Origin of the sequence: Pseudonocardia sp. Ae505_Ps2 (assembly GCF_001932425.1) — a bacterium.
Classification (GTDB): Bacteria; Actinomycetota; Actinomycetes; order Mycobacteriales; family Pseudonocardiaceae; genus Pseudonocardia.
Genome location: NZ_MCIP01000001.1, coordinates 1,415,603 through 1,431,702, shown reverse-complemented (window position 1 = coordinate 1,431,702; position 16,100 = coordinate 1,415,603). Strand labels below are relative to the sequence as shown.

Below are 16,100 nucleotides of genomic sequence, written 5' to 3'. Positions count from 1 at the left end.
CGTTCGGCGGATCCGGTGTGCACCGGCTGGTTCACTACGGCTCGTCCGCGACGACCGGCACCGACGATCGGTGCCGGTCGTCGGTGCCGACTCCACACGGGAGACAGCCGTGCCGTACGAGGTGGTCAGCGCCTACACCCTGGTGCTCGGGGAACACCCCGGCGACGTCGTGGAACCCGACCCCGGGGACCCGGATGCCGGGGGTGCCGTCGCGGGTCGTCCGGAGGTCTCGATCCACACCACCGCCGAGGACGCCTGGCGCGCGCTCGACGCCGGCGTCCGCGAGCGCTGCGGGATGCGGCCCCGGCCGCGCCGGGTGATCGACCCGGACGCCGTCGTGCGGCTCGCCGACGCCTGGCGGGCCGGTGACCCCGGCGCCCGGTACTGGCAGGTGACCGCCCACCGGCTGCCGATCATGGTCCCGGAGCTCGCGCTCCGTCGCAACCGTGCGCTGACCCCTTCCGTTCTCGAAAGCCCTAAGTGCGTTCCGAGAACGCGTTGAAGCGGTCGCTTCCGGTCTGCGGGTGAATTTCGGCGACGTTTCTCCGAGAATGTGCGTGCCGATGTCACGGACCGTCGGCGAATCTGTCACCGGGAACAGGTTGCGTTCGTGTGACATGGCTGTCACCTGGGCGGACATCGCCGTCGTCCAGCGCGTACTGGATCGATTTACATGATCGGTGCTGTGCCTGACCTCTCAACTCCACCCGTGGGTGGCGCACTATTTCGCAGGTAGCCTCGGAAACCACCTTTTCCCGTCTGGGCCCGTCACCGACTCCGGTCGCGGGCTCGTCGTAGTTCCCCCGGTGGCGGGCCGGGGCCGGCGAGGAGAACAGGACGACATGACTGCAGCGACCGTTCCGGGCACCGACAAGGCACCGACCACCAACCAGGGCGTCGCGGCCTGGGTCCAGGAGATCGCCGAGCTGGCCACCCCGGATCGCGTCGTGTGGTGCGACGGTTCGGACGAGGAGTGGACCCGGCTCACCGACCAGCTGGTCGAGGCGGGGACCCTCACGCGCCTGGAGAAGAAACCCAACTCCTTCTACGCCGCCTCCGACCCCGACGACGTCGCGCGGGTCGAGGAGCGGACCTTCATCTGTACCGAGACCGAGCGCGGCGCGGGCCCGACCAACAACTGGGCCGACCCGGCCGAGATGAAGCGGACCATGACCGAGCTGTACCGCGGCTCGATGAAGGGCCGGACGATGTACGTCGTCCCGTTCTGCATGGGGCCGACCGACTCGGACGACCCGAAGATCGGCATCGAGATCACCGACTCCGAGTACGTCGTGATCTCCATGAAGATCATGACCCGGATGGGTGCGCAGGTCGTCCCGCTGCTCGACGTCGCGGGTGACCGGTGGGTCAAGGCGCTGCACTCGATCGGCGCCCCGCTCGCCGATGGACAGGCCGACGTGCCGTGGCCGTGCAACGAGACCAAGTACATCAGCCACTTCCCCGAGACCTGGGAGATCTGGAGCTACGGCTCCGGCTACGGCGGCAACGCCCTGCTCGGCAAGAAGTGCTACGCGCTGCGCATCGCCTCGGCGATGGCCCACGACGAGGGCTGGCTCGCCGAGCACATGCTGATCCTCAAGCTCATCAGCCCGGAGGAGAAGGCCTACTACGTCGCGGCGGCCTTCCCGAGCGCCTGCGGCAAGACCAACCTGGCGATGCTGCAGCCGACCATCCCCGGCTGGCGCGCCGAGACCGTCGGTGACGACATCGCCTGGATGCGCTTCGGTGAGGACGGCCGGCTCTACGCCATCAACCCGGAGTTCGGCTTCTTCGGTGTCGCGCCGGGCACCAACTGGAAGACCAACCCCAACGCGATGCGCACCATCGAGGAGGGCAACGCGCTCTTCACCAACGTCGCGCTGATCGACGACGGCGACGTCTGGTGGGAGGGCCTGGAGGGCGACCCCCAGCACCTCACCGACTGGAAGGGCAACGACTGGACCCCCGAGTCCGGCACCGACGCCGCGCACCCGAACTCGCGCTACACCGTGCCGATCGCACAGTGCCCGGTCGTCGCGCCGGAGTGGCAGGACCCGAACGGCGTGCCGATCTCGGCCATCCTGTTCGGCGGCCGCCGCAAGACCACGATCCCGCTGGTCACCGAGGCCCGCAGCTGGCAGCACGGCACCTTCATGGGCGCCACCATGTCCTCGGAGAAGACCGCGGCCGCGGCCGGCGGCCTCGGCCAGGTCCGCCGCGACCCGATGGCGATGCTGCCGTTCCTCGGCTACAACGTCGGCGACTACTTCGCGCACTGGGTGAACCTCGGCAAGAGCGCCGACGCCGAGAAGCTCCCGAAGATCTTCTACGTCAACTGGTTCCGCCGCGGCGAGGACGGTCGCTTCCTGTGGCCCGGCTTCGGTGAGAACAGCCGCGTCCTCAAGTGGTGCATCCAGCGCATGGAGGGCGCGGCGGCCGCCGTCGACACCCCCATCGGCTTCGTGCCCACCGTGGACCAGATCGACCTCGAGGGTGTCGACGCCGAGCGCGCCGACGTCGAGGAGGCCCTGGCGGTCGACGTCGAGGAGTGGAAGGCCGAGATCCCGCTGATCGAGGAGTGGTTCGCCAAGATCGGCGACGACAACCTCCCGACCTCGATCCGCGACGAGTTCGAGGCCCTGAAGCAGCGCCTCGGCGCCTGACCCACCGCGGCCCCGGCCGCGCGAGACCCACGGAGCCCCCGCACACCGTCGTGTGCGGGGGCTCCGTGCTGTCCCTGCGCGGGTACGTGAGGTGGGTGTCCCCGGATCGGGGAGGACGCGGCCGGTCGAGACTCGGTAACGGCGTCCCCGGACCGGTGACAGGCAACGTTGCCCGACGTAACGTTCCCGATCGGGCCGGCCCCACGACGGCGTCGGTCGCGCACGGTGCACGAGCGGGGGACGGCATGGTCACGACGGAGCGACCGGGAGAACCGGGGACCGGGGGGACGGGCACGACCCGTCGTCGCGACCCGAGGCAGATCGCGATCTGGGTCGCGGTGGCGGTGGTGGGCGCGATCGCCTGGTCGATCGTCGCGTTCGCCCGCGGCGAGGAGATCTCCGCGGCCTGGCTGGTGTTCGCCGCCGTCGCGTCCTACGCGATCGCCTACCGCTTCTACTCCCGCTTCATCGCCCACCGCGCGTTGCGCGTGGACGACACCCGCGCCACACCGGCCGAACGACTCGACGACGGGCAGGACTTCCAGCCCACCGACCGGCGGGTGCTGTTCGGTCACCACTTCGCGGCCATCGCCGGCGCGGGCCCGCTGGTCGGCCCGGTGCTCGCGGCACAGATGGGCTACCTGCCCGGCACGATCTGGATCATCGTCGGGGTCGTGTTCGCGGGCGCGGTCCAGGACATGGTCACGCTGTTCTTCTCCACCCGCCGCAGCGGGCGCAGCCTCGGCCAGATGGCCCGCGAGGAGATCGGGCCGGTCGGCGGGACGGCGGCCATCGTCGCCGTCCTCGCCATCATGGTGATCCTGCTGGCGGTGCTGGCGCTGGTCGTCGTCCAGGCCCTGGCCGACTCGCCGTGGGGCACGTTCTCGCTCGCGATGACGATCCCGATCGCCCTGTTCATGGGCTTCTACCTGCGCTACCTGCGCCCGGGGAAGATCATCGAGGTCTCGGTGCTCGGCGTCGCGCTGATGCTGCTGGCCATCGTCGGCGGCGGCTGGGTGCAGAACTCGTCCTGGGGCGAGGTCTTCCACCTGACCGCGAACCAGCTGACCCTCGCGCTGGTGGTCTACGGCTTCGCCGCCTCGGTGCTGCCGGTCTGGATGCTGCTCGCGCCGCGCGACTACCTGTCGTCGTTCATGAAGGTCGGCGTGGTCGTGCTGCTCGCCGCCTCGATCCTGCTGGCCTGGCCGTCGCTGCAGATGGACGCGCTGACCCGGTTCGCCTCCGACGGGCAGGGCCCGGTCGCGGCGGGCTCGCTGTTCCCGTTCGTCTTCATCACCATCGCCTGTGGTGCCCTGTCCGGGTTCCACGCCCTGGTGGCCTCGGGCACGACGCCGAAGCTGATCCAGAAGGAGTCCCAGATCCGGGTCATCGGCTACGGCGCGATGCTCACCGAGTCCTTCGTCGCGATCATGGCGCTGGCCGCGGCCTGCATCCTCGACCCCGGCCTCTACTTCGCGATGAACATGCCCGCGACGGTGCTCGGGCCGACCGTCGAGACCGCCTCCGCCGCGGTGGCGCAGATCGGGTTCACCATCTCCCCGGCCGACCTCACCGCGGCCGCGCAGGCCGTGGAGGAGCACACACTGGTCGGCCGCTCCGGCGGGGCGCCGACCCTGGCCGTCGGGCTGTCGACGGTGTTCTCCCAGGTGCTCGGCGGCGACGCGATGCGCGCCTTCTGGTACCACTTCGCGATCATGTTCGAGGCGCTGTTCATCCTCACCACGGTGGACGCAGGCACCCGCGTCGGACGTTTCATCCTGCAGGACACGATCGGCAACGTGGTGCCGCGCTTCCGCGACACCAGCTGGCGGCCGGGCGCCTGGATCTGCAGCGCCGTCATCGTCGGGGCCTGGGGCTACCTGCTCTACGCCGGCGTCAACGACCCGCTGGGCGGCATCTACCAGCTCTTCCCGCTGTTCGGCATCGCCAACCAGCTGCTCGCCGCCGTCGCACTGGCCGTCTGCACCACGCTGCTGATCCGCTCCGGCCGTGCCCGCTACGCACCGATCACGCTGGTCCCGCTGGTGTTCGACGCCGTCGTCACCCTGACCGCGAGCTACCAGAAGATCTTCTCCGACAACCCCAAGCTCGGGTTCTGGGCCCAGCGCGACCAGTACCAGGCCGCGCTCGACGCCGGGAAGACGAGCCTGGGCACCGCCAGGACCGTCGAGGCCATGCAGAAGGTGGTGGCGAACACGACCGTCGACACCGTGCTCACCGCCCTGTTCGCGCTGCTCATCGTGATCGTCCTGGCCGACTCGGTCCGGGTGTGGGTCGCCGCGCTGCGCGGACGCCCGCTGCCCGGCGGCTCCGAGGACCCGTACGTCGAGTCCCGGATCCAGGCCCCTGCCGGGCTGATCCCCACCCGCTCCGAACGCGCGCTCGCCAGGGCCGGGGACTCCGGATGAGCCGGCTCCGGGCGTTCTGGACGTTCGTGCGCGAGCTCGCCGGGGAGCGCGACTACGAGCGGTACCTGGCCCATCGGGCGGCCCACCACCCCGGTGCGCCGGTGCTGGGCGAGCGCGAGTTCTGGCGGGAGCGGACCGACCGCCAGGACCGTGTTCCCTCCGCCCGCTGTTGCTGATCGGGTAAATTCACTCCGATGGGGCAGTGTTTGAACTGCCTCGGTCGCTCAGTGTGGACAGCGAAGGACGCCGAAAGGGGCGACGTTGCCCGGTCTCGACGAGATCGGCCCAGCGTAGAGCCCTGACCGGTAGCCTTTCGCGGGAAATCGGGGACGTCCGAACGGCGATCCCGCACCCGCCGTGTACCCCGAACGGGACACGGCTCCGTCGCTCCTCGTGACGGCGGCCGGCCGGTCCCGGCCGGACGATCACGGCGGAGGCGGAACACCGGGCCGTCCACGGCGATACACACCGTGAACGTCGTCCCCGGGGCGACGACACGGGTACGGCGGAGGTGTGAGACGAGATGCTGGACGTCCGGGTGTCCGAGGACACGGACATCGACGCGCTCGTCGCGTTCGTCGAAGGGCTGGCGTCGGCCGGCCGCGGCGGAGGGGCACCGCGGGCGGCGGCGGCGCGGATCACCGCCGAACTGCGCGCCGGCCGGGTGCCGGCCGGTCTGCGGACCCTGTCGACCGCGCTGGGGGCCGCGGCCCCGCCGCGCTCCGAGGAGGACCCCGCCCACCCGTCGACACTGCTCGGCGTGGTGGCCGAGGAGCCGCTCGTCGTGCTCTCCGACAGCAGCCCCGGCGAGCTCGCCAGGGCGCTGGCCGAGCTGACCGGCTACGGCATGCGCGTCCTGCTGACCGGTGCGTCCGCCGAGCGGGTCGCCGCGGTGCACGACTCGCTGCCGGTGAGCGTGGAGGGCCGGGTCGCCACCTCGTTCCCGGAGCTGCCGGTCCGCGAGCTGCAGCGGCTGCGCCGCCTGCTGGCCCGGGTCGGCGCGGACCGCACCGCCCGGCGCGGCCAGCGCCTCCCCGACTCCGACGGCATGCCCGACCCGGCCGACGTAGCGGGCTGCTGCGAGCGGGCCGCACGGGTCGTGGCCGGCGCCGAGACCGGCGAGGCCCGGATCGTTCCCGGTCTGCTGCGCGACCTCGACGCCGCCCGGCGCGGGGCCGTCACCCAGGTCTCCCGGTGCGTCCTGGGCTCGCTGGAGGCCATCGCCGCGGCCCCGGACGCCGACCGGCTGCGCGAGGTCGTCGGTCGGCTGGTCCACCAGGGACTGCGCGCCGAGTTCGAGGCGCTGCAGGGGCACGCGGCCCGCCAGCGCGACGACCGCGCCCGGCACGCCGCCGGTCCCACGGTCGAGATCGTGGAGCCGCTGCCCCAGGGCGGCGCCGACGTCGTCCGCCGCTACCTGGACTTCCTCGACTCCGGCGGCCGGACCCGGTCCTACTTCCGCCCGCAGGAGCAGAAGGACGCCGAGCCGCACCTGCGCCGCTTCCGTGTCGGCGGGGAGGCCCCGCAGACCTACGACCACGTGGTCGCGATCGTCCGGCACCTCGACCTGGCGCGCCGCGACGACGAGATCGCGCGGCTGTGCGCGGTGCTGGGCCTGCCGATCCCGCGGGACCCCTCCGAGCTGCCCGCGCTCACCGACACCCTGGACCGGGTGGCGGCGACCGCCCGGTCGGTCGGCGCGCTGCGCCACGACGTGCTGTTCCTGCAGCAGGACTCCCCGGTCTCGGTGCCGGACCTGGCCGCCGCCGAGCGGGTCGCCCGCGCGATCGTCGACTACGACGAGCACGGCGACCCCGCCGAGGCCGCCGACGAGCTGGAACGCCTGGCCGCCACCTGCGCCGACCGGGTGCCCTACGGGGCACGGGCGCCGGAGCACGACGCCGTCGTGGACGCGCTGCGGGCACACGACCCGCAGGCCTACGCCGACGCGCTCGAAGAGCTCGACCGTGCCCGGCGCGAGGTCGCCGACCGCGACGAGCTGGACCGGCTGCTCGGCGAGCTCGCCCGGACCCACCCGCAGCTCGCCGAGACCTGGGCGGCCGACGCCGGCCGTGGCGTCCCCGGCTTCGGCCTGGTCGTCTGCGAGCCCCTCGACGACGTCCTCGGCGCGCTGCCCCCGGCGGACACCGCCGACCTGGTGGTCGTGCTGGGTGCGGGCGCGATGCAGGCCGACGGGCTGCTGCTGACCGCGGCGGCGCCGCGGATGCTCGCCGTCGTCGGGGACGAGCCGCGGGCCGCCTCGTCCGGGACGACCCTGCTCGAGGTGCTGAACCAGGCCTCGGCGCGGTTCCTGCGCGGCACCGGGGACCGCACCGCCGCCGCGCGGCCGGGCCCCGGGGCCCCGGTCGTGCCGCCGCTGCCGTCGGTCCCCGCCGCCCGGACGGCCGCGGAGGCACCGGAGGTCCCGGTCACCGTCCCGGTGCAGGCCGGACAGGCAGGCGCCCACGAGACCGTCGACCCGTCGGTGCCCGCGCCGCGCCCGGCCCCGCGCGGGTCGGACACGACCCCGCACGACGACGAGCCGTCCCGCCCGTCGACGCCGTCGGCCATGGCACCGGGCCCGCGCCCGGCGGTCACGGGCGGCCGGGACGACTGAGCGTCAGCTGCTCGCGCGGAGCGTCTCGGCGACCCGCGCGAGCAGCACGAACGGGTCGGTGTCCGGCGGCCCCGCCGGCTGCCAGCGCTGCCCCGAGCCGGGGTCGGCGACGCGGTACAGCGTCCAGCTGCCCGGCCCGGGGTCGTCGACCCGCAGCTGCGCCAGTGTCGTCGACGACCATGCCGCACCCAGCTCCGGGAACGCGGGCGGCCGCCGGTCGAGGATCGTGACGGTGTTGCCGGCGGTGGTGTAGGCGATCCGGCGCCGGTCGCTCTCGCCGTCGGGTACCTGCTCGGTGCACCAGGTCGCGAGCTGCGTGCGGACCTGCTCCGGGACTCCCATGGCGCGACATGGTCCCGGATCGGGCCGCGGGTGCGGAAGAGCCGTCTCCGTCGGAGGTCGTAGGCCGCAGTGCCGACCTGCGCCCGATGTGCCGGGGGCCCGTTCCGGCGAGGCTCGACGACATGATCACCGCACGCCGGACCGGCGGCCCGCCCCGCCGCAGCGCCGCCACCGTCGCCCTGCTCGTCCTCCTGGTCTCGGCCCTGGTCGGTGGCTGTGCGGCCCCGGCCGCACCGGCCCCCGACCCGGCTCCGCGGACGGCCGTCCCGACCGCCCCGCTCACCGCCGCCGACGTCGGCGCCTGGCTGGACGGCCTCGTCCCCGCCGCGCTCGACCGGAGCGGGATCGCCGGGGCCGCGGTCACCGTCGTACGGGACGGGCATGTGCTCGCCGCCCGCGGCTACGGCTCGGCCGGACCGGGCACGCCGGTCGATCCCGGCCGGACGCTGTTCCGGGTCGGGTCGGTGTCGAAGGTGGCCACCGCGGTCGCCGTGCTGCAGCTCGCCGACCGCGGCCTCGTCGACCTCGACGCCGACGTCCGCCGCCATCTCGACATCGACGTGCCGATGCCCCGCGGCCCGGTGACCCTGCGGAACCTACTGAGCCACACCGCGGGCTTCGAGGAGCAGATCCGCGGGCTCATCCGCACCGGGCCGGGTGGCCCGTCGCTGCGGGAGTTCCTCGCCACCGACCCGCCCGAGCAGGTCAGCACCCCCGGCACCGTGCCGTCGTACTCCAACTACGGCTACGGCCTGGCCGGGCACGTCGTCGAGCAGGTCACCGGCGAGCCCTTCGAACGGTACGTGCAGCGCGAGGTGCTCGACCGCGCCGGGATGACGACCGCGACCTTCGACCAGCCGCTGCCCGCGGCCGCCGCCGCGACGATGTCGGACGGCCACACCAGCGTCGACGCCCCGCCGATGCCGTTCGAGTTCGTCAGCCCGGCCCCGGCGGGGTCGCTGAGCGCGTCGGCCGCCGACATGGGCCGGTTCGCCTCGGCCCTGCTCGGCGCACCCGGTTCGACCCCGCTGCTCTCCCCCGCCGCGTGGGCACTCATGCAGCGCCCGGCGCTGGGCCCGGACACCCTCGGCGCGCTCGCCGACGGCCCGCGGATGGCACTCGGGCTGTTCGACGAGAGCCGCAACGGCCACCTCGTCCTCGGCCACGGCGGCGACACCCAGTGGTTCCACTCGCACCTGCAGCTGTACCCGGCCGAGCGGATCGGCGTGTTCGTCACGACGAACAGCAGCGGTCGCGGCGGCGCGGACACCCTGGATCTGCGGCGGGCGGTGACCGAGGGGTTCACCGACCGCTACCTCCCCGGTCCGGCGGGCCCGGCACCGGCTCCGGACGCGGGCACCCCGGCCAGGGCCGCCGCGATCGCGGGGACCTACGAGTCGGCCCGGCGGTCGGAGAGCACCTTCATGGGGGCGATGAACCTGCTGGCCCAGATGCGCGTGGCGGCTCGGCCGGACGGCACGCTGCTGGTCTCGCCCGCCCCGAACGACGTCCGCCCCGCCGCCTACGCCGAGGTCCGGCCCGGGCTGTGGCGGGAGGTGGGCGGGCAGCGGCTGCTGACCGTGCGCACCGACGCCGACGGCCGGGTCACCGCGCTGGGCCACGATGCGGCGTTCACCGAGCTGCCGGTCGGCCCGCTGCGTGACGCGACGCTGCTCGGCACGGTGCTGGCCGGCTCGGTCGCGGTGCTCCTCGGTGCGCTCGTCGCCCGGCCGGCGGGGGCCCTGTGGCGCCGCCGGTACGGCGTGGTCGTCGCGACCCGGCCGCGGGCCGACCGGGTCGCCCACGGTCTCACCCGGGCCGCGGCGCTCGCGGCGCTCGTCGCGCTCACGGGCTGGGTGGTCTCGGTGCTCACGATCGCGTCGCTGGGCGAGGTGCCGCTCCCTGTGCTGCGCGGGCTCCAGGTGCTCCAGTGGATCGGGGTGCTGGGCGTGCCCGTCGCGGCGGCCGGGGTGGTCACCGCACTGCGCGCCAGGGCCGGCGCATGGTCGGTGACCGGCCGGGTGGTGCTGCTGCTCGCCCTGGCCGGCATCGCGGTGGTGGCGGTCGTGGCGGGCCTGCTGCTGCCGAGCCTCACCTACTGAGCCCTACGATCACCCCACCCGAGGCCGGAGACCCCATGCACCCGCACCCCGAACCGCCACCCCGCACGGTCGCGGAACGGCTCGACGCCCGGCTCACCGCGCTCGGCCTGGCCGGACCGCGACGCCGCGACGCCGCGCTGGCGGTGCTCGTCGCGGCCGGGACGCTCGCGGTGGTCACCCCGGTGGTGCTGGCACCGGGCCCGGCCGCGGAGCTGGGTCTCGCGCCGGGCACGGTGGCGCTGGCACTCGGGGTGGTGACCGTGCAGAACCTGCTGCTGACGCTGCGCCGCACCGCCCCCGCGCTCTGTCTGGCGCTGACGGTCGGGCTGGGGCTGGTGAACGTCGTCCTGATGCCGGTGGGTGCTGCGCTGCGCGGCCCGGCGACGGCGATCGCGGCCGGCACCTGCGGGTCGCGGCTCCCGGCGCGCCGGGCCGGGGCCCTGGTCGGCGCAGCGGCGGTCGTCGAGACGGCCGTGGTGCTCACCGGGATCGCGGTACGCCCGTCCGGCGACGCGCTGCTCGGCGCGGGCGGACTGGCCGCCTCGCAGGTGCTGTCGGCGGTCCTGGTCTACGGCGGCCCGCTGCTGCTCGGTGTGTACCTGCGGACCCGGCGGCGCTACGCCGAGCTGGACCGGGTGCACACCGCCGGTGTCGTCGCGGCGTACCGGGAACGGGCGGACGCCGCCGTCGCCCGGGAGCGGGCCCGGATGGCACGCGAGCTGCACGACGTCGCCGCGCACCACCTGTCGGCGATGGTGGTGCAGGCCGCGGTGGTCGAGCGGCTGGTGGACCGGGACCCGGACGAGGCGCGGCGGACGGCGTCCCGGCTGCGGGAGCAGGGTCGCCGCACCCTGCACGACCTGCGTCTGGTCGTCGGGGCGCTGCGGGAGCCGGGGGCGGGCGGTGCCGAGGCCGACACCCCGGTGCCCGGCCTCGCCGAGCTCGACGGGCTCGTGGAGCAGGCCCGTGAGCTGGGCGGTCCGGTGGAGCTGGTCCGGCGCGGGGACCCGGGCGAGCCGTCCCCGGTCGCCGACGTCACCTGCTACCGGGTGGTGCAGGAGGCGCTGGCAAACGCCCGTGAGCACGCCCCCGGCGCCCCGGTCCGGGTGACGGTGACCCACGCCGACGACCGGGTCGCGGTCGAGGTCGTGAACGGGCCGGCGCGCGGCACCCCGGCGCCCTCCGCCGACGCCCCGGGCACCCGCGGGTTCGGGCTGGCCGGGATGCGCGAGCGCGCGCAGCTGGTCGGCGGGACGTTCTCCGCGGTCCGGACCGACGACGGCGGCTGGCAGGTCCGCCTGGTCGTCCCGCACGACCCCGGCCCGGAGACCGGAGGAGGACGCGCGTGATCAGGGTGCTGCTGGCCGACGACCAGGCCGTCGTCCGGGCCGGGTTCCGGATGTTCCTGGAGCTGGCCGGCGACGTCGAGGTCGTCGGCGAGGCGGCGAGCGGGCCGGAGGCGGTCGCGCTGGCGCGCGCGCACCGGCCCGACGTGGTCTGCATGGACGTCCGGATGCCCGGCGGGAACGGGCTCGTCGCGACCCGGGAGATCACCGGCCTCGACGACCCGGTCCCCGCGGTCCTCGTCGTCACCACCTTCGACCTCGACGACTACGTGTTCGGCGCGCTGGAGGCGGGCGCGAGCGGGTTCGTCCTCAAGGACACCCACCCCGACGACCTCGTCGACTCCGTCCGCCGTCTCGCCCGCGGCGACGGGCTGATCGACCGGGCCGTCACCCGCCGGGTGATCGCCGAGTTCGCGCGGCGCCGCCCCGCCCCGGACACCGCGCCCGACGGCGGGGTCGCCCCGCTGACGCCGCGGGAGACCGAGATCGTGCGGATGCTGGCCCGCGGGCTCTCCAACGCCGAGATCGCCGAGGAGCTGGTCGTCGAGACGTCGACGGTGAAGTCGCACCTGGGCCGGGCGATGGCGAAGATCGGCACCCGGGACCGGCTGCAGACCGTCGTGTGGGCCTATCGGACGGGGGTCGCGGCGCCCGATCCCGACTAGCGTCCGGGACATGGCACAGCACGAGGTGAGCAGGTTCGGGCACGTCGACCTCGACGGGCTCCCGCCGGACCTGGCGGAGCGGATCGGCGCGATCGCCGAGCGCTCCGGGTTCGTCCCCAACGTGTTCTGCGCTCTGGGCCGGCGCCCGCGGGAGCTGCGGGCGTTCCTGGACTACCACGACGCGTTGATGGACTCCGACGACGGACTGTCCAAGGCCGAACGCGAGCTGGTCGTCGTCGCCACCTCGGGGGCCAACAACTGCACCTACTGCGTCGTCGCGCACGGGGCGATCCTCCGGATCCGGTACAAGGACCCGGAGATCGCCGACCGCGTCGCGACCAACCCCTACGCGGTCGAGCTGTCGGAGCGCGAGCGCGCGATCGTCGACCTGGCCCTGCTGGTCGCACGGAGCTCGGAGTCGCTGACCGAGGCCGATCTCGACGACGCCCGCGCCGCCGGCCTGACCTCCGACGAGATCTGGGACGTCGGCGCGATCACCGCCCTGTTCGCGATGTCGAACCGGCTCGCGCACCTGACCGCGCTGCGCCCCAACCCGGAGTTCTTCCTGATGGGACGCATCCCCCGCGGTTAGAGCACCTTCGACAGGAACGCGCGGGTGCGCTCCTCCTTCGGGTCCGACAGCACCGCGCGCGGGTCACCGGACTCGACGATCCGGCCGTCGTCCATGAAGACCAGCGCGTCGCCGACCTCGCGGGCGAAGCCCATCTCGTGGGTCACGACGACCATCGTCATGCCCTCCCGGGCCAGCTCGCGCATCACGTCGAGCACCTCACCGACCAGCTCCGGGTCCAGTGCCGAGGTCGGCTCGTCGAACAGCATCAGCTTCGGCCGCATCGCCAGCGCCCTGGCGATCGCCACCCGCTGTTGCTGCCCGCCGGACAGCTGCGCGGGGTAGGCGTCGGCGCGGTCGCCGAGCCCGACCCGGGTGAGCAGCTCGACCGCCCGCTCGCGCGCGGCCGCCCGGGACTCGCGGCGCACGACGACCGGCGCCTCCATCACGTTCTCCGCCGCGGTGCGGTGCGGGAACAGGTTGAACCGCTGGAACACCATGCCGACCTCGCGGCGCTGGCGGCCGAGCGCGGAGTCGCGGAGCCGGTAGAGCTTCCCGTTCTCCTCGCGCAGCCCCATCAGCTCGCCGTCGACCCACAGCCGTCCGGTGTCGATGGTCTCCAGGTGGTTGATGCACCGCAGCAGGGTCGACTTGCCCGAGCCGGACGGCCCGATCACGCAGCACACCTGCCCCGGCTCGACGACGAGGTCGACCCCGCGCAGCACCTCGACGTCGCCGAAGCTCTTGCCGACCGACTCGGCTCGCACCATCGGGGTCACGAGGTCTTCCCTCCGGTCCGGAACGAGAACAGCCGCACCAGCGGGGTCGCCTCGGTGACCGCACCGGCCACACCGCGGCCGTAGCGGCGTTCGACGACGCGCTGACCGGCGGTGAGCAGCGAGGTCAGCAGCAGGTACCAGGCCGCGGCCACGATGAGCAGCGGGATGGTCTGGAAGTTCGTCGAGTAGATCCGCTGCACCGAGGTGAGCAGGTCGGTGTAGCCGATGACGACGACCAGCGACGTCGTCTTCAGCATGCCGATCGTCTCGTTGCCGGTCGGCGGGATGATCACCCGCATCGCCTGCGGGAGGACGACCCGGCGCAGGGTCTGCGCGCGGGTCATGCCGAGTGCTCCGGCGGCCTCGCTCTGGCCCTGGTCGACCGACTGGATGCCACCGCGCACGATCTCGGCCATGTAGGCGGCCTCGTTCAGCCCGAGGCCCAGCAGACACGCCAGGAACGGCGTGATCAGCGAGTTCGTGTCGAACACGACGAACTCGGGGCCGAACGGGATGCCGAGCGACAGGTTCGGGTAGAGCGAGGACAGGAAGCTCCAGAACAGCAGCTGGGCGATCAGCGGGGTGCCGCGGAACAGCCACAGGTAGACCCCGGACACCCCGGACAGCACCGGGTTCGGCGACAGCCGCATGACCGCCAGCCCGATCCCGCCGACGATGCCGATCAGCATCGACAGCACGGTCAGGACCAGGGTGTTCGCGAGTCCGTTCAGCACCGGGCCGGCGAACAGGTACTGCGCGACCACCGGCCAGCCGAAGTTCTCGTTGGTCAGCAGCGAGTTGACCAGCATCGCGCCCAGGACCGCGAGCACCGCGATCGCGATCCACCGTCCGGGGTGCCGGACCCCGATCGCGTCGCGGGGCTCGGGTCGGGCGCCGGTGGTCGCCGGCTCAGCCACCGTTCACCGAGGACGTGGGGATCGCGCCGTTGCCGACGTTCCACTTGTCGAGGATCCGCTTGTAGGTGCCGTCGTCGATCAGCGACTGGACCGCGCCCTGCACGGCCTGGGCGTACTGGCCGTCGTTCTTCTTCAGCGCGATGCCGTACGGCGCGGTGTCGTAGGGCTGCCCGACGACCTCGACCGCACCGTTGGTGGTGGTCTGCGCGTAGGCGGCGACCGGGGAGTCGGCGAGCATCGCGACGATCCGGTTCGAGTTCAGCGCGAGCGTCACGTCGGTCTGTGCCTGCAGCTCGGTGATCTGGATGGCCGGCTTGCCCTCGTCGGTGCACTTCTTGGTGCGGGCCTGCACGTCCTCGACCTGCACGGTGCCCTGCTGGACGCCGATCGCCTTGCCGCAGAGGTCGTTCGGGTCGATCCCGTCCGGGTTGCCCTTGCGGGTCGCCAGGCTGGTGCCCGCGGAGAAGTAGCTGACCATGTCGAGGACCTGGGTGCGCTCGGAGTTGACGGTGAACGAGGAGATGCCCGCCTCGTAGCGGCCGCCGGTGATGCCCGGGATGATCCCGGAGAACTGGCTCTGCTCGAACCTCGCGGTCAGGCCGAGCTTCTGGGCGACCGCGGTGCCCAGGTCGACGTCCATGCCGATGATCGTCGTGCCGTCGGGCGCGGTGAACTCGTTCGGCGGGTAGGTCGGGTCGGTGCCGACGACCCACGTGCCGTCCCGCTTGACCTCGTCGGGGACGAGGGCGGCGAGCCGGTCGTCCTTGGCGACGGCCGGGATCGGGGCGTCGGTACCGGTTGCTCCGGCGGAGCCGCCTCCCCCGCTGCCGTCGCCGCCGGCACCACAGCCGGCCAGGACCAATGCGGTCAGTGCGATCAGTGCGATCCCGGTCAGGGAGCGGACACTGCGGGTCCTCGCGGTCGTCATGCGGTTGCCTTCCAGATGATGCCGGGTCGAACGGCGGGGATCCTGCCACTTGGGGAGTGGTTCCCGCCGCCTGGCGGCCGATCCGTTACGTGCTCGTCCCATGACGCCGCGAGCCCGCGCCGGTCCGCGCACGTTCGCCTACTGTTGGTGCGACGACCGGGCGTCGCGGCACCGACGCGGCGCCCCACCGTCACGGAGGTCCTCGACGATGTCGTTGTTCCGCAGGCTCACCGTCCTGGCCGGCGCGGTGGAGGCCGCCCGCCGCTACGCCCGCTCCCACCCGGACCAGGCGGGCAAGGCCCTCGACTCCGCCGCCCAGTTCGTCGACAAGCAGACCAAGGGCAAGTACACGAACCAGATCGCCGGCGCCGCCCGCAAGGCGAAGGACGCCGCGGGCATCCCGCAGCCCGGCTACGGCTTCGGCTCGCCGGGCACCACCCCGCCCGCCCCGCCCCGCGCGGCCGCCGGGAACCCGCCGTACCCGGCGGGCGGTGCCGACGCTCCGACGCAGCGCACCCCGCAGCAGCCCCCGGCGTTCCCGCCGCCGAACCCGGAGCGTCCGCACGGCGCCTGACCTCCTTCCACGACGGTCCCGGCCGGGCGCCGGGACCGTCGTATGTGGACGTCCGACGGTCCGTCGTCCAGGCGTCGACCTGCGGGGCACCGGTTCTCCTCGGGGCCGGTGACGTGCCAGGATCGGCGGTGACGCGCCTGCGCGTCCCGGGGCCGCACCACCCGCGC

At 73.6% G+C, this 16,100-nt stretch carries 14 protein-coding genes; 10 read left to right on the top strand and 4 right to left on the bottom strand.

The features are described from left to right. Positions 1-109 precede the first annotated feature (109 nt). The 5 genes from Ae505Ps2_RS06710 to Ae505Ps2_RS06690 all read left to right on the top strand — a co-directional run bounded on the left by Ae505Ps2_RS06710 (position 110) and on the right by Ae505Ps2_RS06690 (position 7,709). The gene (locus tag Ae505Ps2_RS06710) at positions 110-502 is read left to right on the top strand and encodes a hypothetical protein (RefSeq protein ID WP_075312614.1); all 393 of its coding nucleotides are present in this window, start codon (positions 110-112) and stop codon (positions 500-502) included. Positions 503-842: 340 nt separating this feature from the next. Beyond that, on the top strand, positions 843-2,663 hold the full coding sequence (locus tag Ae505Ps2_RS06705) for a phosphoenolpyruvate carboxykinase (GTP) (RefSeq protein WP_075553493.1): 1,821 nt from the start codon (positions 843-845) through the stop codon (positions 2,661-2,663). Positions 2,664-2,908: 245 nt separating this feature from the next. Then, positions 2,909-5,092, top strand: coding sequence for a carbon starvation CstA family protein (locus Ae505Ps2_RS06700; protein WP_084786216.1), 2,184 nt, complete (start codon positions 2,909-2,911; stop codon positions 5,090-5,092). After that, a complete protein-coding gene (locus Ae505Ps2_RS06695; protein WP_060714194.1) occupies positions 5,089-5,268 on the top strand; it encodes a YbdD/YjiX family protein in 180 nt (59 codons plus the stop codon). Before Ae505Ps2_RS06700 ends, Ae505Ps2_RS06695 begins: the two co-directional genes overlap by 4 nt. A gap of 347 nt (positions 5,269-5,615) precedes the next feature. Next, positions 5,616-7,709 carry a hypothetical protein gene (locus Ae505Ps2_RS06690; protein ID WP_075309340.1) on the top strand — a complete coding sequence of 698 codons (2,094 nt, stop codon included), beginning with the start codon at positions 5,616-5,618 and terminating at the stop codon, positions 7,707-7,709. A 3-nt stretch (positions 7,710-7,712) separates the two neighbouring features. On the opposite strand, the gene Ae505Ps2_RS06685 is transcribed toward Ae505Ps2_RS06690, so the two are convergent. After that, on the bottom strand, positions 7,713-8,051 hold the full coding sequence (locus tag Ae505Ps2_RS06685; protein WP_075553492.1) for a hypothetical protein: 339 nt from the start codon (positions 8,049-8,051) through the stop codon (positions 7,713-7,715). 122 nt (positions 8,052-8,173) lie between these two features. Between Ae505Ps2_RS06685 and Ae505Ps2_RS06680 the strand changes: the two genes are divergently transcribed. Genes Ae505Ps2_RS06680 through Ae505Ps2_RS06665 form a run of 4 tightly spaced genes read left to right on the top strand, consistent with a single transcriptional unit; the run spans position 8,174 to position 12,756 of the window. After that, positions 8,174-10,153, top strand: a complete 1,980-nt coding sequence (locus tag Ae505Ps2_RS06680; protein WP_075553491.1) for a serine hydrolase domain-containing protein — start codon at positions 8,174-8,176, stop codon at positions 10,151-10,153. Positions 10,154-10,188: 35 nt separating this feature from the next. Next, a complete protein-coding gene (locus Ae505Ps2_RS06675) occupies positions 10,189-11,502 on the top strand; it encodes a histidine kinase (RefSeq protein ID WP_075309345.1) in 1,314 nt (437 codons plus the stop codon). Beyond that, a complete protein-coding gene (locus tag Ae505Ps2_RS06670) occupies positions 11,499-12,164 on the top strand; it encodes a response regulator transcription factor (RefSeq protein WP_075309347.1) in 666 nt (221 codons plus the stop codon). The genes Ae505Ps2_RS06675 and Ae505Ps2_RS06670 overlap by 4 nt, the downstream gene beginning before the upstream one ends. Positions 12,165-12,174: 10 nt before the next feature. Further along, positions 12,175-12,756 (top strand): peroxidase-related enzyme, encoded by a 582-nt coding sequence (locus tag Ae505Ps2_RS06665; protein WP_075309349.1) that lies wholly within the window; start codon positions 12,175-12,177, stop codon positions 12,754-12,756. On the opposite strand, the gene Ae505Ps2_RS06660 is transcribed toward Ae505Ps2_RS06665, so the two are convergent. The 3 genes from Ae505Ps2_RS06660 to Ae505Ps2_RS06650 are packed head-to-tail and all read right to left on the bottom strand — an operon-like array spanning position 12,753 to position 15,359. Beyond that, on the bottom strand, positions 12,753-13,505 hold the full coding sequence (locus tag Ae505Ps2_RS06660; protein ID WP_043282125.1) for an amino acid ABC transporter ATP-binding protein: 753 nt from the start codon (positions 13,503-13,505) through the stop codon (positions 12,753-12,755). The genes Ae505Ps2_RS06665 and Ae505Ps2_RS06660 overlap by 4 nt on opposite strands. A 5-nt stretch (positions 13,506-13,510) precedes the next feature. Beyond that, entirely contained in the window at positions 13,511-14,431 is a 921-nt protein-coding gene (locus Ae505Ps2_RS06655; protein WP_075309351.1) for an amino acid ABC transporter permease, read from the bottom strand. Next, positions 14,424-15,359, bottom strand: coding sequence for an ABC transporter substrate-binding protein (locus Ae505Ps2_RS06650; RefSeq protein ID WP_075309353.1), 936 nt, complete (start codon positions 15,357-15,359; stop codon positions 14,424-14,426). The genes Ae505Ps2_RS06655 and Ae505Ps2_RS06650 overlap by 8 nt, the downstream gene beginning before the upstream one ends. Before the next feature lie 208 nt (positions 15,360-15,567). Here Ae505Ps2_RS06650 and Ae505Ps2_RS34190 point away from each other — a divergent pair, with 208 nt between their 5' ends. Continuing rightward, positions 15,568-15,933 (top strand): antitoxin, encoded by a 366-nt coding sequence (locus Ae505Ps2_RS34190; RefSeq protein ID WP_064485518.1) that lies wholly within the window; start codon positions 15,568-15,570, stop codon positions 15,931-15,933. The last annotated feature ends 167 nt before the right edge of the window (positions 15,934-16,100 follow it).